Source organism: Actinoplanes siamensis (assembly GCF_016862395.1).
Lineage (GTDB): Bacteria > Actinomycetota > Actinomycetes > Mycobacteriales > Micromonosporaceae > Actinoplanes > Actinoplanes siamensis.
This window is the reverse complement of sequence record NZ_BOMW01000023.1, coordinates 107954-128706: the sequence shown is the minus strand read 5'-3', so window position 1 is coordinate 128706 and position 20753 is coordinate 107954. Positions and strand designations below refer to the sequence as shown.

At 71.9% G+C, this 20753-nt stretch carries 19 protein-coding genes; 7 read left to right on the top strand and 12 right to left on the bottom strand.

The features are described 5' to 3' along the window. Window positions 1-8: 8 nt before the first annotated feature. The 5 genes from Asi03nite_RS12775 to Asi03nite_RS12755 form a co-directional block, all read right to left on the bottom strand. On the bottom strand, window positions 9-359 hold the full coding sequence (locus Asi03nite_RS12775) for a hypothetical protein (RefSeq protein WP_203679456.1): 351 nt from the start codon (window positions 357-359) through the stop codon (window positions 9-11). A gap of 26 nt (window positions 360-385) precedes the next feature. After that, complete coding sequence (locus tag Asi03nite_RS12770) at window positions 386-2005, bottom strand: GGDEF domain-containing protein (protein WP_203679454.1); 1620 nt, start codon at window positions 2003-2005, stop codon at window positions 386-388. A gap of 724 nt (window positions 2006-2729) precedes the next feature. After that, the gene (locus Asi03nite_RS12765) at window positions 2730-4310 is read right to left on the bottom strand and encodes a methyl-accepting chemotaxis protein (protein ID WP_239102649.1); all 1581 of its coding nucleotides are present in this window, start codon (window positions 4308-4310) and stop codon (window positions 2730-2732) included. A 288-nt stretch (window positions 4311-4598) separates the two neighbouring features. Then, entirely contained in the window at window positions 4599-5360 is a 762-nt protein-coding gene (locus Asi03nite_RS12760) for an SDR family oxidoreductase (RefSeq protein ID WP_203679449.1), read from the bottom strand. Next, complete coding sequence (locus tag Asi03nite_RS12755) at window positions 5357-6382, bottom strand: zinc-dependent alcohol dehydrogenase (protein WP_203679446.1); 1026 nt, start codon at window positions 6380-6382, stop codon at window positions 5357-5359. Before Asi03nite_RS12755 ends, Asi03nite_RS12760 begins: the two co-directional genes overlap by 4 nt. A 111-nt stretch (window positions 6383-6493) precedes the next feature. Here Asi03nite_RS12755 and Asi03nite_RS12750 point away from each other — a divergent pair, with 111 nt between their 5' ends. Beyond that, window positions 6494-7186: a FadR/GntR family transcriptional regulator gene (locus Asi03nite_RS12750; protein WP_203679437.1), complete on the top strand. Its 693-nt coding sequence runs from the start codon at window positions 6494-6496 to the stop codon at window positions 7184-7186. An 8-nt stretch (window positions 7187-7194) separates the two neighbouring features. On the opposite strand, the gene Asi03nite_RS12745 is transcribed toward Asi03nite_RS12750, so the two are convergent. Genes Asi03nite_RS12745 through Asi03nite_RS12725 form a run of 5 tightly spaced genes read right to left on the bottom strand, consistent with a single transcriptional unit; the run spans window position 7195 to window position 13001 of the window. Further along, complete coding sequence (locus tag Asi03nite_RS12745) at window positions 7195-8061, bottom strand: amidohydrolase family protein (RefSeq protein ID WP_203679433.1); 867 nt, start codon at window positions 8059-8061, stop codon at window positions 7195-7197. Next, window positions 8058-9365 (bottom strand): enolase C-terminal domain-like protein, encoded by a 1308-nt coding sequence (locus Asi03nite_RS12740; protein ID WP_203679430.1) that lies wholly within the window; start codon window positions 9363-9365, stop codon window positions 8058-8060. Before Asi03nite_RS12740 ends, Asi03nite_RS12745 begins: the two co-directional genes overlap by 4 nt. Window positions 9366-9407: 42 nt before the next feature. Beyond that, window positions 9408-10442 (bottom strand): ABC transporter permease, encoded by a 1035-nt coding sequence (locus Asi03nite_RS12735; protein WP_203679428.1) that lies wholly within the window; start codon window positions 10440-10442, stop codon window positions 9408-9410. Beyond that, window positions 10435-11943 (bottom strand): sugar ABC transporter ATP-binding protein, encoded by a 1509-nt coding sequence (locus tag Asi03nite_RS12730; protein ID WP_203679427.1) that lies wholly within the window; start codon window positions 11941-11943, stop codon window positions 10435-10437. The genes Asi03nite_RS12735 and Asi03nite_RS12730 overlap by 8 nt, the downstream gene beginning before the upstream one ends. Then, on the bottom strand, window positions 11940-13001 hold the full coding sequence (locus Asi03nite_RS12725) for a sugar ABC transporter substrate-binding protein (RefSeq protein WP_203679424.1): 1062 nt from the start codon (window positions 12999-13001) through the stop codon (window positions 11940-11942). The genes Asi03nite_RS12730 and Asi03nite_RS12725 overlap by 4 nt, the downstream gene beginning before the upstream one ends. A 436-nt stretch (window positions 13002-13437) precedes the next feature. Here Asi03nite_RS12725 and Asi03nite_RS12720 point away from each other — a divergent pair, with 436 nt between their 5' ends. Continuing rightward, window positions 13438-14265 carry a metallophosphoesterase family protein gene (locus tag Asi03nite_RS12720; RefSeq protein WP_203679422.1) on the top strand — a complete coding sequence of 276 codons (828 nt, stop codon included), beginning with the start codon at window positions 13438-13440 and terminating at the stop codon, window positions 14263-14265. A gap of 12 nt (window positions 14266-14277) precedes the next feature. On the opposite strand, the gene Asi03nite_RS12715 is transcribed toward Asi03nite_RS12720, so the two are convergent. Then, window positions 14278-15207, bottom strand: coding sequence for a LysR family transcriptional regulator (locus tag Asi03nite_RS12715; protein WP_203679420.1), 930 nt, complete (start codon window positions 15205-15207; stop codon window positions 14278-14280). Between the two features lie 72 nt (window positions 15208-15279). On the opposite strand from Asi03nite_RS12715, the gene Asi03nite_RS12710 reads away from it, so the two are divergent. Beyond that, a complete protein-coding gene (locus tag Asi03nite_RS12710) occupies window positions 15280-16164 on the top strand; it encodes a DMT family transporter (RefSeq protein WP_203679418.1) in 885 nt (294 codons plus the stop codon). A gap of 35 nt (window positions 16165-16199) precedes the next feature. Here the strand turns inward: Asi03nite_RS12710 and Asi03nite_RS12705 are convergent, their stop codons facing one another. After that, window positions 16200-16616, bottom strand: coding sequence for a CBS domain-containing protein (locus tag Asi03nite_RS12705; protein WP_203679416.1), 417 nt, complete (start codon window positions 16614-16616; stop codon window positions 16200-16202). A 478-nt stretch (window positions 16617-17094) separates the two neighbouring features. Between Asi03nite_RS12705 and Asi03nite_RS12700 the strand changes: the two genes are divergently transcribed. From Asi03nite_RS12700 to Asi03nite_RS12685, 4 genes are all read left to right on the top strand, one after another. Beyond that, on the top strand, window positions 17095-17961 hold the full coding sequence (locus Asi03nite_RS12700; protein WP_203679414.1) for an SDR family NAD(P)-dependent oxidoreductase: 867 nt from the start codon (window positions 17095-17097) through the stop codon (window positions 17959-17961). 86 nt (window positions 17962-18047) lie between these two features. After that, entirely contained in the window at window positions 18048-19115 is a 1068-nt protein-coding gene (locus Asi03nite_RS12695; RefSeq protein ID WP_203679412.1) for a glycoside hydrolase family 130 protein, read from the top strand. Next, window positions 19112-20317: a PP2C family protein-serine/threonine phosphatase gene (locus Asi03nite_RS12690; protein WP_203679409.1), complete on the top strand. Its 1206-nt coding sequence runs from the start codon at window positions 19112-19114 to the stop codon at window positions 20315-20317. Before Asi03nite_RS12695 ends, Asi03nite_RS12690 begins: the two co-directional genes overlap by 4 nt. Continuing rightward, window positions 20314-20661 carry an STAS domain-containing protein gene (locus Asi03nite_RS12685; RefSeq protein ID WP_203679407.1) on the top strand — a complete coding sequence of 116 codons (348 nt, stop codon included), beginning with the start codon at window positions 20314-20316 and terminating at the stop codon, window positions 20659-20661. The genes Asi03nite_RS12690 and Asi03nite_RS12685 overlap by 4 nt, the downstream gene beginning before the upstream one ends. Window positions 20662-20753 lie beyond the last annotated feature (92 nt).

Sequence of the window (20753 nt, the reverse complement as noted above, 5' to 3'; positions counted from 1 at the left end):
CGGCTTTCTCACCGGATCGAAGACGAGCACATGCACCGGATCTGCTCGGCGGCCACCCGGCGCGGTGACCGCGCCACCAACCAGGACCAGTACGTCCTGGTCGACGGCGCGACGGCTTGGCCGCACACCTGCCAAGGGTCGGAACCGCGCGACCGCGGCCGGTACGCCCCAGCCCTCGGCGCGGCCTTCACGAACCCGGTGTCATCGGCGATCAGCGCCGCGTCCGGGTCGCCGGGACGCTCGACCGGGTAGGCGCCGACGTCGTCACGGACGAAGCTCAGGATCCCAGTACAACAGCGGGTTGCAGTACTAATTAGGCCGTGGCGGCGGCGGTCAGCGAAGCGGGCCGTCTCGGGCACCTCGTCCTGTTCGGCGGAGAAATGGCCTACAAAACCAGAGCGGTGTCGGCAGCCTGGTCCAACCGTTGCCGGTGTTCCGGGGTCTCCCCCGGCGTCGGTAGCGGTCCGGAGCCGAAGTGGGCGGGATCGTTGCTGCGGATTCCGGTCATGTCCCGGTGGTAGTGCAGGTATGCGGTGCCCGGCAGGTTCTTGGCCGCGTACATCGCGATGTCGGCATGGCGTAGGAGGACGCTCGGCTCATCCCTGGTGTGCCCGTCGGCGATGCCGATGCTCGCCCGGATCGGCAGCTCGTATCCGTCGGCCACGACCGGCAGCCGCAGCGCCTCGACGATCCGATCGGCGACCAGATCGCCGGCCTGCGGGTCGGCGCCGTCCAGCACCACCACGAACTCGTCGCCGCCCAGCCGGGCCACCATGCCCTGCTCACCGACGCAGTCCTTGAGCCGCTGCGCCACCGCGACCAACAGCAGATCGCCGATCTCGTGGCCGAGCGTGTCGTTGACCTTCTTGAAGTCGTCCAGGTCGATCAGCGCGACGGCCACCGACCGGCCGGGGTCACCACCGACCGCCCGATGCAGCTCGGTGTTGAAGCGCGCCCGGTTCGGCAACTGGGTCAAGGCATCGTGGGTGGCGTTGTGGTTGAGCTGGTCCAGCAACCGGCCGTTGTCGCGGAAAGCGGTGATCTGGCGCAACACCACGAGCGCGGTGAGCAGCACCGCGGCACCGACCACCACCGGGTCGTTGGCCTTCGCGACCCAGGACACGTGGATGAGCAGACCGTCGACCGCGGCAACCCCGGCGTACGGCAAGAGGCTGTAGTATCTGCGTCGGCGGCTCGGCGAGCCGCGCCGCGATGCCCCGCCGGCCGCTGCCACACGCTGCTGCTCGCCGGCCCAGGCGGCGAAGAAGAACATCGCCGGAAGTCCGATCTGCATCGGGAACGCCCGCGCGCCGTAGGCCTGCAGCGCCGTCTGCGCCGGCGGGGCCACGGTGCCCACCGCCATCGCGATGATCAGCAACCGCAGGCCCTTGGTGTCGATGAAGCTGTAACCCGACAGCATCACCTTCACCACCGCGAACACCCCGACCAGCGCGACCGCGGTCAGCGCCAGGGAGCCGACCACCGTGGTGGTGTCCTCGCGGCCGAGCATGGGCCGGGTCTGGAAGTACCACATGAACACCCCGGCGGCCAGCATCACCGTGCCGGCGTCCAGCAGGATCCGGACCACCTGGCCCGGCGTCTGCCGGTCCAGCGGCAGTCGTGCCAGCGCGTACACGATGAGCAGCACCGCGGCGCCGTTGAAGGCCACCATGACCGGGTTGGTCTGCAGACCCCCGCCACCGGGGTTGTCGAGCACCTCCGCCACCTGTGACGAGGTGCCAGCCGTCACCAGGACGGCCACTGCCGTGAGATGCCGCCAGAACCGCCGAGTCGGTCCAGGCAGCCGAGGATCGCACGAGGTACGCCAGTAGACCGCGGTGAGCACCACGCCACCCGCCGGGATCGGCACCCAAAGAAAGATCATCGGCCCGACCGGGTGGATCGTGGTGACGATCAGCCAGACGATGAACACGCCCAGCAGCGCACCGGAGAGGCGGAGCAGCCGACTGTCGCCGGGCAGGCCGAACCACGGTTGGCTCGCCATCTTCATCACCTCCCGGTCGGCTCGCGCTCCGTATCTTCGGCTGGTGGCGCCCAGACCTGAGCCACAGCGGCGGTGACGCGGGGCGGTACGCCGACGTGTCAGGCATTTCCGCGCGGACACAGTCACCGTGCAGCGGCCGGGTGGGGTAGGTGCCCGATCTGCGGTCAGCAAGAGCGCCTTAACCAGCACGGTCCGGGGGTACCGGCGTCTTGGTCAAGGCCGGGTGCGATGAGGAACTGCCAGGCCCGAGGTGAGGTCGCCGGCCAGCCGGGAAGTCACCGCGGAACAGATCAAGATCCAGGGGGTACGGCTGGCGGGCCGGCGCCCCCGGCGCAGCGGTCCAGCCGGCGGCAACCAGCCCGGCGAAGGCGATCAGGTACGCCGTCCGCCCGAGCGCCGAGACAGGCGTCAACGCGCTGATCGCCGCTCCGCACAGCGGCACCAATCCGACGATTCTTCCCGCGCTTCCGCACTCGGCAGCCGTATCGGGTGCATGACTGAACAGCCGCTACGGCCTTGCCGGACGCTGATTGACCGCCCGCGGGGATCAGGAGTGGCGCCCGCACCGACGACCACGACCCGCGTCGGCGACGGGGCCGACGCGGGTCCGATTCGGGGCACGAGCGGCGTGGCTCATGCTGGTGGACAGCATTGACGGGGCGTCGAGCCACGCACGTCGCCCGAACGGGTTCTTCGTCTCGTTGGTGTCCGAGGGGGTTCGGGCTCAATCTCCGCGTACGGTGAACCGTCCCGCTACATCTCGCAGTCCGGCCGCGGTGGCGGTCAGCTGGCGTACCTGGTCCGCGGCCGTCGAGCTCGCCACCGCCATCCGCTCGGTGGAGTCCTTGTTGGCCCCGGCGAACGAGCCCACCGCGTCGAGAGCGGAATGCAGTTCGGCGGTGCCCCCGGCGATCCGTTCGAAGACGCCGCGTGCCTGCTCGTCGACGACCGTGACCGCCTCCGCGCTGGTCTGCTGGATCTCGGCGACCAGCGCGGCGATGGTCTGAGCCGCCTCGCCGCTTTCCTCGGCCAGACTGCGTACCTCGCCGGCGACCACCGCGAAGCCGGCGCCCTGCGTACCGGCCCGAGCAGCCTCGATCGCCGCGTTGAGTGCCAACAGGTTCGTCTGTCCGGCGATGCGGGTGATCGCCTCGACGATGCCACCGATGCGAGCGGCCTTGGTGTCCAGGTCGCGCATCACCCGGTTCAGGTTGCTCACCGTGTCGACGCCCTCGTCGACGTGCGTGGAGGTCTCGTGAGCCGCCTGCTGCGCCACGGAGATCAGGTCCACCTGCCGTTCAGCGTTGCTGACCACTTCTGCCGCGGCCGAGCGGATCTCGCCGGAGGCTCCGTCCAACGCCGCCGAGGCGCTGTCGAGGTCGGCAACCGAGCGGTGCACGTGGCGGATCGAGTCGTTCAAGTTCTCGATCATCTCGGTGAAGGCGACGCCGAGCCGGTCGTCGGTAGACTCGGCCGGGGCCGACACGGCCAGGTCGCCGGTCGCCATCCGCTGCGAGATCTCCGCCTTGGCCGTCAGATACGCGACCATGTCGTCGAATGCGGCCGCTACCCGGGCCACCTCGTCCTGCGCTTCGACGCGAACCCGCTGACCGAGTTCACCACGGGCAATGCCGCGGGCCGCGGTGTGTAGCTGTTCCAGGCCGTCGGTGATGCGCCGGGTCAGCGTCCGGCGTACGACCAGAGCGAGGAACACGGCGGCGGCCAGCAGCGCCACCAGGGCGCCGAACGCGACGATCGCCTGCCGGTCGGCGGATTTGCTGGTCGCTTGCGACTCGGCAGTGTGCTGGTCGCCGAGCGCAGCCAGGCTCTCCTTGAGGCCGTCCCACTGCTCGTCGCCGGCACCGGAGTCGAAGGTCTCCCGCGCCGCGACCAGGTCACCGGCATCCGCGAGTTCCACCTCCGCCGACGTGGCTTTGACGTATTGGTCCCAGTGGCTCTCGAAACGGTCGAGGACAGCCCGGGTCTCGGCGCTGGTCGACAAGGCGCGGTAGTCGGCGAACAGGCCGCGCATGTCGGCGTCCTCCTCGGCCATCGCGTCGACGCTGTCCTTGCGGCTGTCGAGGTCGTTGGCCGGCAGCGCGATGTACTCCCACTGCTCCTTGCGGTATTTGTTCATCAGGCCGCTGATGTCGCCTGCCACCTGCATCGCCGGAACGCCGCTCTTGGCGAGATCGCCGACCTGGCTGGTGGCCCGGTACAGGAAGAACACCGCGAGTCCTGCCGATATCAAGAACAAGGCTATGACCAGGTTGAATGCGGCGCGCAAGGCGCTGCTGATAGGCATACGCTTCAGCACGGCGTGCAACTTCATGAACGACACGTCCTTCCATCGGCCAAAGATCAGCCCGGTGAAGACTGCCGGCTTCGCATGACAAAAATCACGAATTGTGGTGGTGTGGGTCGCCCACTGGTGACCGCGTCGCGTTGACCACCCGAGACGGAACGTGACGACGACACCGGCACCGCAGTAGGGTCGGCCGCTTCAAGTGATCGCGAGAACGCTGACAGCCGGGGGCTTCCCCGGCCCCGCCCCCGGTTCGCGGTGGGAGCCGGGGCCGTGCCCGTAATCGGCTCAGCGGGCCAGCCAGCCCCCGTCGACCGGAATGACGGCGCCGTGGACGTAGCGAGCGGCGTCCGAGGCCAGGAACACCGTGACCCCGCCGAGGTCGGCGGGCTCACCCCAGCGCCCGGCGGGGATCCGGTCGAGGATCGCCCGGCTCCGCTCGGGGTTGTCCTGCAGGGCGCGCGTGTTGTCGGTGGCGATGTAGCCGGGTGCGATGGCGTTGACGTTCACGCCGCGCCCGGCCCACTCGTTGGCCAGGGCACGGGTCAGGCCGGCGATGCCGGACTTGGCGGCGGCATAGCCGGGCACGGTGATGCCGCCTTGGAAGCTCAGCATCGACGCGGTGAAGATGATGCGCCCCGCGCCCTGCCGCAGCATGGTCCGCCCGACCTCGCGGGCGAGTACGAACTGGGATGAGAGGTCGACCTCCAGCACGTGGTTCCAGTCCTCGTCGGGGTGCTCGGCCGCCGGGGCGCGGCGGATCGTCCCGGCGTTGTTGACCAGGATGTCCACCGGGGGGTTGTGGTCACGCAGCCGGGCGGCGAGTTCGCGGACGCCGGCCCGGTCCGCCAGATCCGCCCTGATCGGGGTGAAGGTCCGGCCCTGGGCTGCGACCCGCGCTTCGGCCTCGCTGCCGCTGGGCTCCAGCGAGGCGCTGACACCGATGATGTCCGCGCCGGCCGCGGCGAGCGCCTCGGCCATCGCCAGCCCGATGCCGCGCCGGCTTCCGGTCACCACGGCCAGCCGTCCGGACAGGTCGAACGGGTTCATGCCTCGCCTCCGCAGTCGAGCAGCACCTTGACGTCGCCGCCGGACTCCAGCGCGGCGAACGCCTCGGCGACGTCGTCGAGCGGTACGACGCGCGAGATGAGCGCATCGGCCGGCACGAGCCCCTGGTGAACCAGGCGGGCGGCCTCCACGTAGTCCTCGCGCTGATAGACGCGCACGCCGATCATCTCCAGCTCGCGCCAGAAGACCCGGTGCAGGTCGACCTCGCGCGGGGCCGGGTGGATCGCCACCACGACCAGCCGGCCGCGCACGGCGAGCAGGTCCGTCGCGGTCCGCACGCCGGCGGCCGAGCCGGAGACCTCGAACACCACCTCGGCCCCGGCGCCGTCCGTCGTGTCCTGGACCAGCGCGGGGAGGTCGACCGCGGCCGGGTCGACAGCGCTCAGGCCGATGCGCTCGGCGACCGAGCGGCGACGGGGGTCGAGCTCCACGACGGTCACCGAGGCGCCGGCGGCCTGGGCCACCTTGCCGATGAGCAGCCCGACCGGCCCGGCCCCGATGACGACCGCGTGCTCGCCTGCGGTGAGCCGGGACCGCCGCACGTCGTGCACCGCCACGGCGGTCGGCTCGATGAGCGCGGCATGCCGCAGCGGCAGCCCCGCGGGCAATGGCACGACGATGCGGGTCGACACGGTCCACGAGCGCTGCATCGACCCGGTCGAGTCGATGCCGACGAAGTTGAGGCGATGGCAGATGTGGCTGTTCCCGGTCCGGCAGGCCGGGCACCGGCCGCACCACTCCAGCGGCATCACGGTCACCGGATCGCCGACGCTGAGGCCCGCCACGTCCTGGCCGAGCTCGGCGATCCGGCCCGACATCTCGTGTCCGATGACGCCCGGCGTCCGGACCCGGTGATCCATCGCGCCGTGCAGGATGTGCAGGTCGGTGCCGCAGATACCGGTGTAGGCGACGTCGATGCGCACCTCACCGGGCCCCGGCGGCACGGGCTCGGACTCGCGGACGGCGAAGGTGCGTTCGCCGAGGTAGTACGCCGCACGCGTCATGGGGTCTCCTCGCTCAGGCGCCAGACCTGCCGCCGATGCTTCATGCCCGATCCTCCTGCAAACATCAGATGTCTTTATAGTGGTCGTCGGCGCGGTACGAAGGAGTGGCTTGTGGCACTGACCGATGAGGCGATCACCCGGATCCGGAGCATGATCCAGAGTGGCGAGCTGCCGCCGGGCTCCCGGCTGCCACCCGAGCCGCAGCTCGCCGCCCAGATGGGTCTGTCGCGCAGCGGGGTCCGCGAAGCCGTCAAGGCGCTGGAGTCGGCCCGGGTCCTGGACGTGCGCCGCGGCGACGGGACCTACGTGACCAGCCTCGCCCCGCGGCTGCTGCTGGAGGGGCTCGGCCTGGCCGTCGAGCTGCTGCAGGACGACACGCTGCTGGAGGTGATGGAGGTCCGCCGGATGCTCGAGCCCGTCGCGACGAGCGTGGCCGCGCTGCGCATGTCCGACGACAGCCTCGACGAACTGCGCCGGCTGCTCGACGACATGCGGGCCGCGGCCGACGACCACGAGAAGCTGATCCAGGTCGACACCGAGTTCCACCGCACGGTCATCACCGCCACCGGTAACGAGACGCTGACCTCGCTCATGGACGGACTGTCCAGCCGGACGGTCCGGGCCCGGGTGTGGCGGGGCCTCATCGAGGGCAACTCGGCCCACACCACCATCGAGGAGCACGACGCGATCTACCGGGCGCTGCGGGCCCGCGACCCGTCGCTGGCCCACGCCAGCGCCCTGATGCACGTCAACACGTCCGAGGCGTGGCTGCGGACCGTCCTGTCCGCCGGCGAGCAGGGCTGATCGCCTCCTCACCGCAGCCGCCCGAGCCGATCGGCCAACCCGTAGATCCGCGTCGCGGTGCCGGCGTAGATCGCGTCGAGCTCGGCCGCCATGAGGGACGGCAGGGCCAGCTCCAAGGCGCGCCGCACGCCGCCGTAGTCCGAGGCGAGCAGACAGACCGGCCAGTCCGAGCCGAACATCAGACGATCGGGGCCGAACGCGTCGAGCGCCACCGCGACGAACGGGGCCAGATCCTCCGGCGTCCACCGCGGGCCGGCCTCGGTGACCATCCCGGACAGCTTGCAGGCGACGTTGTCGTTGGCGGCCAGGGCGGTGAATCCGTCCCGCCACCGGTCCAGCCCGGCCGGGCCGTCGTCGATCCGGGGCTTGCCGAGATGATCCAGGACGAACCGCAGCTGCGGGAGGGCCCCGGCGGCCCGCGCGGCGGACGGCAGATGGTCGGCCCGCACGACGAGGTCGAAGACGAGCCCGGCGGCGGCGACCTCGGCCAGGCCCCGCCGCACGTCCGCACGGTCGAGGTAGTCGGGGTCCGGCTCGCCCTGCACCTGCGCCCGCAGGCCGACGAGCCGCTCGCCGCCGCGCAGCCCCCGGTAGCGCCGCACGGTCCCGGCCACGTCGGGCGCGGCGATGTCGATCCAGGCGACCACGCCGGCGATGGGCGGGGTGTCCGCGGCCCAGGCGAGCAGGTCGGCAGCCTCGTCCGGGTGGCAGCGCCCGCCTTCCACCAGCACGGTCGCGTCGATGCCGTTGACGTTCAGCTCGGCGGTCAGGTCCCCCGGGGTGAACGGCCGGCGGATCGCCTCCAGGCCGGGCTCGTCGAGCCAGGCGTAGCCGCGCTCCGGCTGCCACAGGTGGTGGTGGGCGTCGATGATCATGCCGCGGCGCCGATCGCCCACTCGGGGCCGTCGGGGAAGCGGTACGCCTGCAGCGTGGCCGGGACGATCTCGGCGCTCATGCCCGCGGCGGTCGGCGTGACGTAGCGGCCGGCGCGGATGCGTACCGGGTCGGTGAAGTGCTCGTGGAGGTGGTCGACGTACTCGATGTAGCGGTTGTCGGTGGTGCCGCTGACCGCGACGTAATCGAACATCGCCAGGTGCTGCACGAGCTCGCACAGCCCGACCCCGCCCGCGTGCGGGCAGACCGGCACGCCGAACTTGGCCGCGAGCAGCAGGATGGCCAGGTTCTCGTTGACCCCGCCGACCCGGCAGGCATCGATCTGCACGACGTCCACCGCCTCGGCCTGCAGCAGCTGCTTGAACATCACCGCGTTGTGGACGTGCTCGCCGGTGGCCACCTTGACCGGGGCCACGGCCCGGCGGACCGCGGCGTGGCCGAGGACGTCGTCGGGCGAGGTCGGTTCCTCGATCCAGTACGGCGCGAACCGGTCGAGCTCGCGCATCCATCGGATGGCGTCCGGTACCCCCCAGATCTGGTTGGCGTCGACGGCGATGCGCACGTCCGGCCCGACGGCCGCCCGGGCGATTCCCATCCGCCGGACGTCGTCGGCGAGGTTCCCGCCGACCTTGAGCTTGATGAGCCGGTACCCGGCCTCGACCGCCTCCGCGCACAGCCGCTCGAGCTTCTCATCGTCGTAGCCGAGCCAGCCCGGGGTGGTGGTGTAGGCGGGGTAACCCTCGTCGAGCAGGACGCGCTCGCGGTTGGCCCGGCTCTCGACCCCGGCCCGCAGCAGCGCCAGGGCCTCGTCCTCGGTCAGCGCGTCGCGCAGGTAGCGGAAGTCGATCTGCGCGACGAGGGCCTCCGGGGACAGCCCGGCCAGCAGCTGCCACAGCGGCTTGCCCGCGCGGCGGGCGGCCAGGTCCCACACGGCGTTGACCAGCCCGCCGGCGGCCATGTGGACCACGCCCTTCTCCGGGCCCAGCCAGCGGATCTGGCTGTCGCCGATGAGGCGGCGGGCCAGCGCGCCGGGGTCGGCGACGAGGTCGTCGACAGCCAGCCCGGTCACCATGGCGGCGAGCGAGCGCACGGCCGCGACCTGGATCTCCGTGCCACGCCCGACGGTGAAGACCAGGCCGTGGCCGCTGGCTCCGCCGGTGGTGTGCAGCACGACGTACGCCGCGGAGTAGTCGGGGAACGGGTTCATCGCGTCGGAACCGTCGCGGTGCCGCGAGGTCGGGAACCGTACGTCGAGGACGTCGACGGACGAGATGCGCTCAGTCACGGTGCTCCAAGGTGGGTCGAGCCGCACGCGGGCCGGGGATGGTCAGGTCTGCGCCTTGCCGCCGGTCACCCGGGAGACCACGAGGGCCACGAGGATCACCGCGCCGTTGAGGAAGTTCGTCCATTGGGCGGGTACGCCGCCCAGCGTCAGCACGTTGATGATCATGAACAGCAGCAGGACCCCGGTGAAGGCGCCGAACAGGGTGCCCTTGCCGCCGTTGAGGCTGACGCCGCCGATGACTGCCGCCGCGAAGACCTGGAAGATGGCGCCGTTGCCCTGCGCGGCCGGCACGGCGGCCAGGCGGCCGCTGATGAGCAGTCCGGCCAGGGCGGCCAGCGTGCCGGCGATTACCAGGGTGAGCCACAGGATCCGGTCGGTGCGGATGCCGGCCGCCCGCGCCGCGTCCACGTTGCCGCCGATCGCGTACAGCGCGCGGCCCGGGCGGGTGTAGCCGAGCACCACGATCCCTGCCGCGAACAGCAGCAGAGACAGCCACACCGACGCCGGTACGCCGAACCACTCGGCCGAGCCCAGGTACGTCATCGATTCCGGCAGGGCGAAGAACGTCTTGCCGCCCGAGATCCCGGTCAGCAGGCCGCGCAACACGATGAGCATGCCGAGGGTGACGATGAAGCCGTTGAGCCCGAACCGGACGACGAGCAGGCCGTTGAACGCGCCGACCAGCGCGCCGACGGCGAGCACGACGGGCACCGCGAAGACCGGTGGCAGCACGTGCAGGCCGAGGCCGTGGGTGACCGCGGGGTCGACGATGAGCCAGGCCGCGATGCCGGGAGCGAGCCCGAAGGTCGACTCCAGGGACAGGTCCATCTTGCCGGTGACCAGCACGATCGTCTCGGCCAGCACGACGATGGAGATCTCCGACATGCTCTGCAGCACGTTGATGACGTTGTCGGAGCTGAGGAACACCGGGTTGACGACGAAGCCCACCACGGCGACGACGATGATCGCCGGCACCAGCGCGAGGTTGCGCAGCCGGGCGACGGCGGGTGCTCGCCGCGGCGTGGCCGCCGCCGGCGCGGGCGGGTCGATGGTGCCGGTGGACAGTGGGTCAGACATGGTCGAGATCGACCCCTTCCATGGTGGCGACGAGTTCGTTGTCGCTCCAGCCGGACACCTTCTCGGCGACGACCCGGCCCTGGACCATCACCAGGACCCGGTCGCAGATCCGGAGGTCGTCGAGTTCGTCGGAGACGATCAGGACGGTGCTGCCGCGCTGCCGGACCTGCTCGACCACGCCGAGGAGGGTCTGTTTGGAGCGCACGTCGACGCCGGCGGTGGGCGTGATGAGGACCAGCAGCTTGGGATCGCCGGCCAGGGCGCGGCCCATGACCACCTTCTGCTGGTTGCCGCCGGACAGCTCGGCCACCGGCACCTGCGGGCTGTCGGACTTGATGGCCAGATCGGCGATGGCCTGTCGGGCGAGGGCGTCGCGCCGGGCCGGGGAGAGCAGCCCGCGGCGACGGATGCGGCCCGGTACCGTCATCGTGACGTTCTCGGCGATCGTCAGCATCGGCACGAAGCCCTCGCGGTGCCGGTCCCGCGGCACGAGGCCGACGCCGGCGTCGAGCGCGTCGGGTACGTCGCCGGGGCGCAGGCGGCGGCCGTCGACGGTGACGGTGCCGGCCGCCGGCCGGGCCAGGCCGACGATCGCCTCGGCCACCTCGACCTTGCCGCTGCTGCCGCCGCCGGCGATGCCGACGACCTCCCCGGCGAGCGCCTCCAGCGAGATCTCGGCGCCGGAGCGGGTCACCAGGCCCTGGACCGACAGCAGGACCGGCGCGTCCGCCGGGCGCCGCCCCCGTGGCGCCGTCGGCAGGTGCACGTCTTCGCCGGTCATCGCCGAGACCAGCGCCTGGCGGCCCAGCGCCGCCACCGCGGTGGTGACGATGTGCCGCGCGTCGCGCAGGACGGTCACCTGGTCGCAGATCTGGTAGATCTCCTGCAGGTGGTGGCTGATGAACAGCAGCGTCACGCCCTGCTCGCGGAGATTTCTCAACCGGGCGAAGAGCCGGTCGATGCCGGCGGCGTCGAGCTGGGCGGTGGGCTCGTCGAGGATGATGAACCGCGCGCCGAACGACAGCGCGCGGGCGATCTCGACGAACTGCCGCTGCTCCACCGACAGGGTCGAGGCCGGCTGGCGTGGATCGACGTCGACCGACCACTCGGCCAGCAGCCGCTCGGCGTCACGGCGCAGCGCACCCCACTGGATCAGCCGGCCCGGACCGCGCGTGTGCCGATTCAGGAACAGGTTCTCGGCCACCGTCAGTTCCGGGATGATGGTGGACTTCTGGTATACGCAGGCGACCAGGCTCCGCCACGCGTCGCGGTCGCTCAGGGGCGGGGACGGCCGGCCGTGGAAGGCGACCGTCCCCTCGTCCGGCGCCTGCAGCCCGGTGAGGATGCCGACCAGCGTCGACTTGCCCGCACCGTTGCGCCCGACCAGCGCGTGCGTCTCGCCCGGCCGGACCACGATCCCGGAGTCGGCCAGCGCGACCGTCGAGCCGAACCGTTTCGTGATGTGCGTGGCCGTGACGACGGGGGGCTGTTCGGAGCTCATGCGTTGTTGCCCCAGAGGGACTTGTCGTCGAACCTCACCGTCGGCTGCCCGCCGATGCTCGCGCCGTCGAGTGTCACCAGCGGTGCGGCGAGCTGGTCCTCGAGCACGCCGTCGCGGACCTGGATGATGGTGCTGCCGTGGTCGGTGGGGCCGGCCTGGAAGGTCTTGCCCTCGATCGCGGCCTTGGCGTAGTAGAGGCCGTACCTGGCGAACAGGTCGGCCGGCTGGCTGACCGTGGCGTCGATCAGGCCCTCCCCGATGTCCTTGAGCTCCTCGGGGATGCCGTCGTTGGACACGATGAAGACGTGCTCGGGGTCGGTGGCCGGCACCTGCAGCCCGCGTTGCTTGAGGATCTGCAGGGTCCCGGAGAGCGCGAAGGAGGACTCCATGTAGACGCCCTTGATGTCCGGGTCCGAGGTGAACCGGGTCTGCAGCTTCGACGCGGCGACGTCACCCTTCCAGTCCGTCGCCTCACCGAAGACCGTGATCCCGGGGAAGTCCTTCTTCATGCACTCGTCGAAGGCCTCGGTACGGTCCCGGCCGTTGATCGAGTCCAGGCCGCCCTCGAGCATCACGACCTTGCCCTTGCCGCCCAGCTTGGTGCCGAGGAACTGGCAGGCCTTCGTGCCGTAGGCGCGGTTGTCGGCCCGGACGACCATGAACACCTTGCCGGTGTCGGGCCGGGTGTCGATGGTGACGACCGGGATCCTCTTGTCGGCCAGCTGCTGCAGGGTCGGGGCGATGGCCGCGGTGTCCTGCGGGGCCATCACCACGCCCTTGACGCCCTGGCTCTGGAAAGTCTGCACGTTGGAGATCAGGCTGGCGATGTCGTTCTGCGAGTTGGTGGTCTTGAGCTCGACACCCAGCTCCTTGGCCGACCGGGGCACGTACTTGATGTACGAGTTCCAGAAGTCGGTGTCGGAGCGGGGGTAGTCGACGCCGATCAGCGGCGCGGACGACCCTCCGCCTGGCCCCGCCCCGTTCTTGCCGCAGGCGGGGAGCAGGGCGGTGGCCAGCACCGCGGTCAAGCCGAGGCCGAGTATCGCGTTGCGGTTCACTGGGGCTCCTCGTCGTGAAGACGCTCGATGGCGCAGCGCGGCCACGCCGCCGTCCGGCCGGCCGCACCGCACCCGAGGGGCGGGCGAACGCGGATGCGGCATGGTGTCGGTCGTTCGTACGGCGAGGCCGCGCTGAGGTGTCGCACGAGGTCGCCGAGTTCCAGTACCTGCGGCAGAATTGATCTGATGTATTTATAGATCGAAGGCCCCATCCTGTCCAGGGGCGCGCGGGCATTCCCCGGGGGTGCTCGCCGAAGGGTCAGGCAGATCACGAGTCATCTGATGTTTTGTCAGCCACAGGCGGGGGTGATGGTCCACTGGAGGTTGGTGCTGGTGTCGGGGGTCCAGCAGCCCGGCCCGCACGAAGTCCCACCGTCGCAACCCCGGGGTCCGGTAGGGGCCAGCGCGATTTTCGGATCTTGCCTAGCCTGGTCGGGTGCCGGATCCGACGCTGTACGCGATCAGCGACCTCCACGTCGCCTACCAGGAGAACCGTGCCATCGTCGAGGGGCTGCGCCCGGAGAGCGACGGTGACTGGCTGATCGTGGCCGGCGACGTCGGGGAGATCTTCGCCGACGTGGTGTGGGCGCTGCGCCTGCTGGCCGGGCGGTTCGCGAAGGTGATCTGGTCGCCGGGCAACCACGAGCTGTGGACGCCCCGGGAGGACCCGGTCCAGCTGCGCGGCGACGCCCGCTACCGGCGGCTGGTCGAGGCGGTCCGGGAGCTGGGCGTGGTCACCCCGGAGGACGACTACCCGGTGTGGACCGGGGTGGACGGCCCGGCCGTGGTGGCGCCGCTGTTCCTGCTCTACGACTACTCGTTCCGGATGCCCGGGCAGGCCGGCAAGGCGCAGTCGCTGGCGCGCGCCTACGAGGTGGGTGTGGTCTGCACCGACGAGATGCTGCTGCACCCGGATCCCTACCCGGCCCGGGAGGACTGGTGCCGGGCGCGGGTGACGGCCACCGAGGAGCGGCTGGCGGCGATCGACCCGGCCCTGCCGACGGTGCTGATCAACCACTGGCCGTTGGTCCGGGAGCCGACGCGGATCCTGCGCTATCCGGAGTTCGCGCAGTGGTGCGGCACCGACCGGACAGCCGACTGGCACGTCCGGTTCCGGGCCGCCGTGTCGGTCTACGGTCACCTGCACATCCCGCGCACCACCCACTACGACGGGGTGCGCTTCGAGGAGGTGTCGGTGGGTTACCCGCGGGAGTGGCGCCGGCGCGGCGCCCCGCCCGGGACGCTACGCCGGATCCTCGACTGATCGGACATTCGCCTACGCCGGGTGTTGGTCCGCCCACGTCGCCGACGCCCCGGCCACGGCCTGGGCGAAAGCGGTCAGCGGCGGGGCGGGCGGGGTGTCCCGGGTGACCGCCACCAGCCGCCGCCCGAGCGTGCTCCCGGCGATGTCGCGCACCGCGAGCGTGGCATCGCCGACGGGCAGGGCCAGTGGTGTCATCAGCGCCACCGCGGCGCCGGCCCGGACCAGTTCGAGCTGGACGTCCGCGTCGTTGGAGCGGTGCCTCAGGTCGGGTTCGTACCCGCCGAGCGACCGGCAGGTCGCGACGACCATGGCGTGGTGGCCGGTGCCCTCGGCGGAGGCGGTCCAGACGGCGTCGCGCAGCCCCTCGATCGGCACCGGCCCACCGGCGCGCGCGAGCGGATGCCCGGCCGGCAGCACCACTTTGATCGGCTCCGCCAGGACTGTCGTGTACCGCAAACCGTCCGGCCGCGGGCGCGGATGGCCGTCGTACTCGTCGCCGATCACCAGGTCCACCGCGCCCAGCCGCAGGCCGGGCAGCGACTGCTCGAGTTCCAGCTCGAACACCTCGACGCGGACGCGCGGGTGCTCGGCCATCATCCGGGCCACTGCCGGCACCAGCAGGCGCCGCGCCGCCGACTGCAGCCCGCCGGCCCGGACCGTCCCGCGGATGTCGCCGGTGAGCGCGGCGAGGTCGGCCTCGGCGGCCTCGGCCGCGGCGAGCAGGATCCGTGCGTGCTGGGCGAGCAGCCGCCCGGAATCGTTGAGCCGCAGGCCACGTCCGGCCTTCTCGAACAGCCGGGCCCCGGTCTCCTTCTCCAGCAGCGACAACTGCTGGGAGACCGTGGACGGGCTGTAACCCAGGGCGGCGGCGACCGCGCCCAGGGTGCCGCGCTCCTCGAATTCGCGCAGGAACCGCAGCCGCCGCAGATCCAGCGAGACCATACGGAAATCCTAACGATTCACCACCAGGAATCATCGCTGGACCTGAACAGTCGGTCGGCGGATGCTCGGGTCATGGGTCCGGTTCTGTGTCTTGTCTCCGCGGCGTGCTTCGGTGCCATGGCGATCTTCGGCAAGTTCGCCTACCAGGCCGGGGTCACCCCGGCCACGCTGCTTCTGGTCCGCTTCGGGCTGGCCGCGATCCTGCTGGCGGCGGTGCTGGCGCTGCGGCCGGGACCGCGCCCGGCCCGGCCGCGGCCCCGGGTGCTGGTCACGGCGATCGGGCTGGGCGCGATCGGGTACGCCGCCCAGGCCGGCTTCTTCTTCGCGGCGCTGCGGCGGATGGACGCCTCGCTGCTGTCGCTGATCCTCTACACGTTCCCGGCGCTGGTCACCGTCGCGGCGGCGCTGCTCGGCCGGGAGCGGCTGGCCCCGGCCCGGGTCGCCGTGCTGCTCGCCGCGTCGGCCGGGACGCTGCTGGTCCTGCTCGGCGCGGGCGCGGGAGGGTTCCAGCCGGCGGGCGCGCTGCTCGGCTTCGGCGCCGCGCTCACCTACACCGTCTACATTTTGGTCGCCGACACGATCGTGCACCGGTTGCCGCCGCTGCTGCTGGCCACCCTGGTGATGACCGGCGCGGCCGGCACCCTGGGCGTGCGGGCGCTGCTCACCGGCGGCCCGGACCTCGGCTTCCGGCCCGCGGGCTGGTTCTGGCTGGCGTGCATCGCGGTGGTGTCCACGGTGACGGCGATGCTGACCTTCTTCGCCGGTCTCAAGCGGACCGGCCCGTCGACCGCCGCGATCCTGTCCACCGTCGAGCCGGTGGTCACCACCACGCTGGCCGCGCTCACCCTCGGCGAGTTCCTCACCCCGGCGCAGCTGGCCGGCGGCGTGGTGGTGCTGTGCTGCGTGGCGGCCCTGTCAGTACGGCAGGTCGACCGCACTGTGGCCGCCGCGGCATGACCGGCCTGCTGGCCGAGATCCGGTCGGCCCGGCGCTCAGGCCTTGGTGATCGCGCCCACCAGGTCACCGACCGGGCGTTCGGGCAGCGCCTGGGCCACGTCCGCCAGCGCCACCATGCCGACCAGCTGGTGCCCGTCGATCACGGGCAGCCGGCGTACCTGGTGCTCGCCCATGGTGCGCAGGATCTCGCCGGCGTCGTCGTCCGCGCCGATGGTCACCGGTTTGCCCTGGGCGAGCTCGCCGGCGGTGACGGCGGCGGGGTCGCGGCCCTGCGCGACCGCCTTCACGACGATGTCCCGATCGGTGAGCATGCCCTTGAGCCGGTTGTCCGAACCGCAGATCGGCAGTGCGCCGATCTCCAGGTCGGCCATCTTGCGGGCCGCGTCGGCCAGCGTCTCGTTCTCGCCGACGCAGGTCGCGTCGGGGGTCATGATGTCTCGCGCGCTGGTCATCTCTTCCTCCTCAGGTGTTCGGACCGCTATGCCGCCGGATACCCGGGTCACGCCCGCCGACTCCGGCGATCTGAGTTCCTGTTCGCCGCCCCCTGAACGCGCTCGTGGACGAGGCCGCCCGACCCCTCCAGTGCGCCGGCGCGCTCATCGCGCGGTAGGCCGGCTGCCCGCACTCGGTCCGCAGGTCGCGCAGCCGGGAGGCGAAGGCGACGCGGTGCGCCGGCTGGGCGGCGTCCCCATGGCGGCCTCGCGACGGCCCCGCCGTGCGACTTCTCCCGTCTCGGCCATCCGACCGTGCCCTCCAGAACCGTGCCCTCCAGAACCGTGCCCGCCAGTAGCGTGCCCCCAGGAACCGGGCCCCGGAACCGCGGCCCAAGATGACCCGCTTCTACTCAATGACGTCGATGCGTTGAGTGTCGATGGCCGACAGCGCGACAGGTGCTGATTGGCCCGATGATCCCTGGGTACCACCGTCGGAGTGGAAACCGTGGTGATCACCGGAGCCTCCAGCGGGGTGGGGCGGGCGTCCGCGCTCGCGTTCGCCCGCCAAGGGGCACGGCTCGTGCTGGCCTCCCGCTCCGAGCCGGCGCTGGAGACGGTCGCCGCCGAGTGCCGTGCCGCCGGGGCGCAGGTCCGGATCGTGGTCGCCGACGTGACCAGGCCGGAGACGGTGCGGGCGGTGGCCGCCGGTGAGGCCGTCGACGTGTGGGTGCACACCGCGGCGGTGATGGCCTACGGGCGGTTCGAGGACGTGCCGGCCGACGTGTTCGACCAGGTGGTGGCCACCGACCTGCTGGGCGCGGCAACGGTGGCCCGGGTCGCGCTGGCCGGCTTCCGGGCGCGCGGGCGGGGCGTGCTGATCTTCGGCGGGTCGCTGCTGGGGACCGTCGTGACGCCGTACACCAGCTCCTACGTCACCAGCAAGTGGGGACTGCGCGCGCTGGTGCGGGCCCTGCGCCTGGAGACGCGCGACGCCCCCGACATCCACGTCTGCCTGGTCTCGCCCGGGGCCGTGGACACCCCGATCTACCGCAACGCGGCGAACTTCGCCGGCCGGATCGGGCGCCCGCCGCCGCCGATCGACACCGCGGACAAGGTCGCGGAGGCGATCGTGCGGTGTGCCCGGCGGCCCCGCGGCACGGTCACCGTCGGCGCCGCCAACCGGCTGATCCTGTTCGGCTTCGTGGCCACGCCGGCCCTCTACGACCTGCTGGTCGGGCCGCTGATGCGGATCGCCGGGCTGTCCCGGGAGCGGATCGGCCCGCATCCCGGCAACGTCTTCGCGCCGCCGCCGGCGTCCGCCGAGTCGGCCGGCGGCGGCCGCAAGCGTCCGCGCCGCCGCTGATGAACAACGATGCGATGGTACGGCGGCAGCGCTCGCGCCGTACCGAAGAATCGGTTTGGTGTAGATCCAGCCGGGTAAGTAGTGGTGTGAGCGATACGCCCGTCTACCACCTCCGGCGCGTGGGAACGATCATGTCGCCGGATCTCGACGATCCGATGGAGTTCTGGGGCTCCTTCAACCCCACCGTCGGCCGCTGCCCGGACGGGCACTGGCGGCTGCTCGCCCGGGTCACCGCCGAGGGCAACGTGTCCCGCCTGCGGCTGGCCGACATCGTGCTGGACGGCACCCGGCTGGTCGGGGTGCGCCGCCGTGGCGTCGCCCTCGCCCCGGATGAGGCGTGGGAGCGGAACGGCGGCCGCGGCGGAGTGGAGGACCCCCGCGCCACCTGGGTGGACCAGCTCGGACTCTTTGTCCTCACCTACACTGCGCAGGGCCACAACGGCGGCCGCGCCGCCCTCGCGATCTCCGAGGACTTCCAGCACTGGCGGCGGCTCGGTCCGGTCCACTTCGCCTACCTGCCCGCACTGGCGCACGACATCAACATGTTCCCCAACAAGGACGTGGTGATGTTCCCCGAGCCGGTCGCCGGCCCCGACGGCCAGGCCGCTTTCGCCTTCCTGCACCGGCCGATGTGGGATCCGGCGCTCGGCCTGCCGGCCGGGGTGGAGGATCCCCGGCACGGCATCTGGGTGTCGTTCGTGCCGGTCCGCAAGGTGGCCGAGGACATCTCCAACCTCGTCTACTTCGGTGGCCACCGGCCGGTCGCGCTGCCCCGCTATCCGTACGAGAACTTCAAGATCGGCGCGGGCCCACCGCCGATCCGCGTGCCGGAGGGCTGGCTGCTGATCCACCACGGGGTGAGCCAGCATGTCACCGAGGCGCCGCTGCCGCGACTCGACTACGCGGCCGGCGCGATGATCCTGGACGCCGAGGACGTGAGCCGGGTGCTCTACCGGACCGCCGAGCCGCTGCTGGCCCCGGAGACCCAGCTGGAGCAGGCGGGCATCGACCGGCACATCGTCTTCCCGACCGCCCTGGCGGAGATCGGCGGCCGGTGCTACCTGTTCTACGGAGTCGCCGACCGGCACGTCGGCGTCGCGGAGCTGCGCGCCGAGGCGCGCCCCGACTCGCCCTGGGAGGCGGTGGCGTCGTGACCGACCCGTGGTTCGCGGCGATCCAGGAGATCCTGGACGCGGCGCACCTGCTGCGGCCGGACCGCCTGGCCGGCACGATCGCCGACGCCGCGGCGCGGCTCGGCCTGCGCACCCGGATCTGGCTGGTCGACTACGAGCAGGTCAGGCTGCACGCCCTCGGGCAGCCCGGCTCGGAAACGCCGGAGCCGCTGCCGATCGGCGCCTCGCTGGCCGGCCGGGCGTTCGCCCGGGTCGCCTCGATCCGCGGCGACGGCGGCCGCTGGTGGGTGCCGATGGTCGACGGCACGGACCGGCTCGGCGTCATCGAGTTCGCCCCGGACGACCCGGCCCGGTCCGGCGACGACCTGCCGCTGGCCCGGTGTGAACTGCTGGCCGGCCTGGCCGGGCACCTGATCGCGGGTCTCACCTCGCGCGGTGACCACCTGCACCGGGCCCGCCGCACGCAGCCGATCACACCGGCCGCCGAACTGCTCTGGCAGCTGCTGCCGCCGCTGACCGCGAGCTGCGACCAGGCCGTGGTAAGCGCCGTGCTGCAACCCTGCTACGAGGTCGGCGGCGACGGCTTCGACTACGCCATCGACGGCGACACCGTCCAGCTGGTGATCCTGGACGCGGTCGGCAAGGGCGTCGCGGCAGGCGTCGCCTGTGCGGTGGCCCTGGCCGCGGTCCGCGCCGCCCGCCGCAACGGGCGGGACCTCGCCGATCAGGCGCAGGCCGCCGACACCGCCCTGTCCGAGCAGTTCCCGGAGGGCCGCTTCGTCACGGCGGTGCTCGCCGAACTGCGGCTCGACACCGGCGCGTTGCGCTACCTCAACGCCGGCCATCCGGAACCGCTGCTGCTGCGCTCCGGGCGGCTGGTCCGGGAGCTGCCGGAGGGCCGCCGGCTGCCGCTGGGCTTCGACGACCCGCAGATACGGGTGGCGGAAGAGTCCCTGGAGCCGGGGGACCGGCTGCTGCTCTACACCGACGGGGTCACCGAGGCCCACACCCGCGGCGGTGAACGCTTCGGCCTGGAGCGGCTGGTGGACCTCGTCGAGCAGAACGCCGCCGCCGGCCTGCCCGCCCCGGAGACCCTGCGCCGGCTCGCGCACGCGGTGGTCGAGCACCAGGGGGCGGCCCCCGGCGACGACGCGACACTGCTGGTGCTTGAATGGTCGGCGGCGGCCGCACGCAACACCGTACCCGAGGGGGGACAACGATGATCCTCTCCGTTGGCACCGAGCAGGTGAGCGATGCGGTGACCGTGCTGGCCCTGACCGGCGAGATGGACCGGGACAGCAGCGACGTCCTCGGCGAGGCGGCCGACGTGGTGCTGCACGGGGGCTGCACGCAGCTGGTGCTGGACCTGTCCCGGCTGACGTTCTGCGACTCCTCGGGCCTGAATCTGATGTTCCGGCTGCACCGGCGGCTGGCCGCGCTGGGCGGGGCGCTGTACGTGGCGGCCGCGCAGGGCGTCGTGCTGCGCTCCATCGAGGTCGTCAACCTGAGCCGCGCGGTGGGCGTCCACCTCACCGTGGCCGACGCCGTGAGCGCGGCGTCCGTCTGACCTGGCCCCTGGGCGACGCCTTCGAGTCGTGGCCGCTGTCGCCCGTACGCTGGCTCGACACCTTGGAACGACGTTCCGACGTCCTGTCCGGC

Excerpts from the sequence above, each read along its gene's own strand:
- Asi03nite_RS12770 (WP_203679454.1), bottom strand. The coding sequence starts at position 2,005 with ATGGCGAGCCAACCGTGGTTCGGCCTGCCCGGCGACAGTCGGCTGCTC.
- Asi03nite_RS12765 (WP_239102649.1), bottom strand. The coding sequence starts at position 4,310 with ATGCCTATCAGCAGCGCCTTGCGCGCCGCATTCAACCTGGTCATAGCC.
- Asi03nite_RS12760 (WP_203679449.1), bottom strand. The coding sequence starts at position 5,360 with ATGAACCCGTTCGACCTGTCCGGACGGCTGGCCGTGGTGACCGGAAGC.
- Asi03nite_RS12755 (WP_203679446.1), bottom strand. The coding sequence starts at position 6,382 with ATGACGCGTGCGGCGTACTACCTCGGCGAACGCACCTTCGCCGTCCGC.
- Asi03nite_RS12745 (WP_203679433.1), bottom strand. The coding sequence starts at position 8,061 with ATGATCATCGACGCCCACCACCACCTGTGGCAGCCGGAGCGCGGCTAC.
- Asi03nite_RS12735 (WP_203679428.1), bottom strand. The coding sequence starts at position 10,442 with ATGTCTGACCCACTGTCCACCGGCACCATCGACCCGCCCGCGCCGGCG.
- Asi03nite_RS12730 (WP_203679427.1), bottom strand. The coding sequence starts at position 11,943 with ATGAGCTCCGAACAGCCCCCCGTCGTCACGGCCACGCACATCACGAAA.
- Asi03nite_RS12715 (WP_203679420.1), bottom strand. The coding sequence starts at position 15,207 with ATGGTCTCGCTGGATCTGCGGCGGCTGCGGTTCCTGCGCGAATTCGAG.
- Asi03nite_RS12710 (WP_203679418.1), top strand. The coding sequence starts at position 15,280 with ATGGGTCCGGTTCTGTGTCTTGTCTCCGCGGCGTGCTTCGGTGCCATG.
- Asi03nite_RS12705 (WP_203679416.1), bottom strand. The coding sequence starts at position 16,616 with ATGACCAGCGCGCGAGACATCATGACCCCCGACGCGACCTGCGTCGGC.
- Asi03nite_RS12685 (WP_203679407.1), top strand. The coding sequence starts at position 20,314 with ATGATCCTCTCCGTTGGCACCGAGCAGGTGAGCGATGCGGTGACCGTG.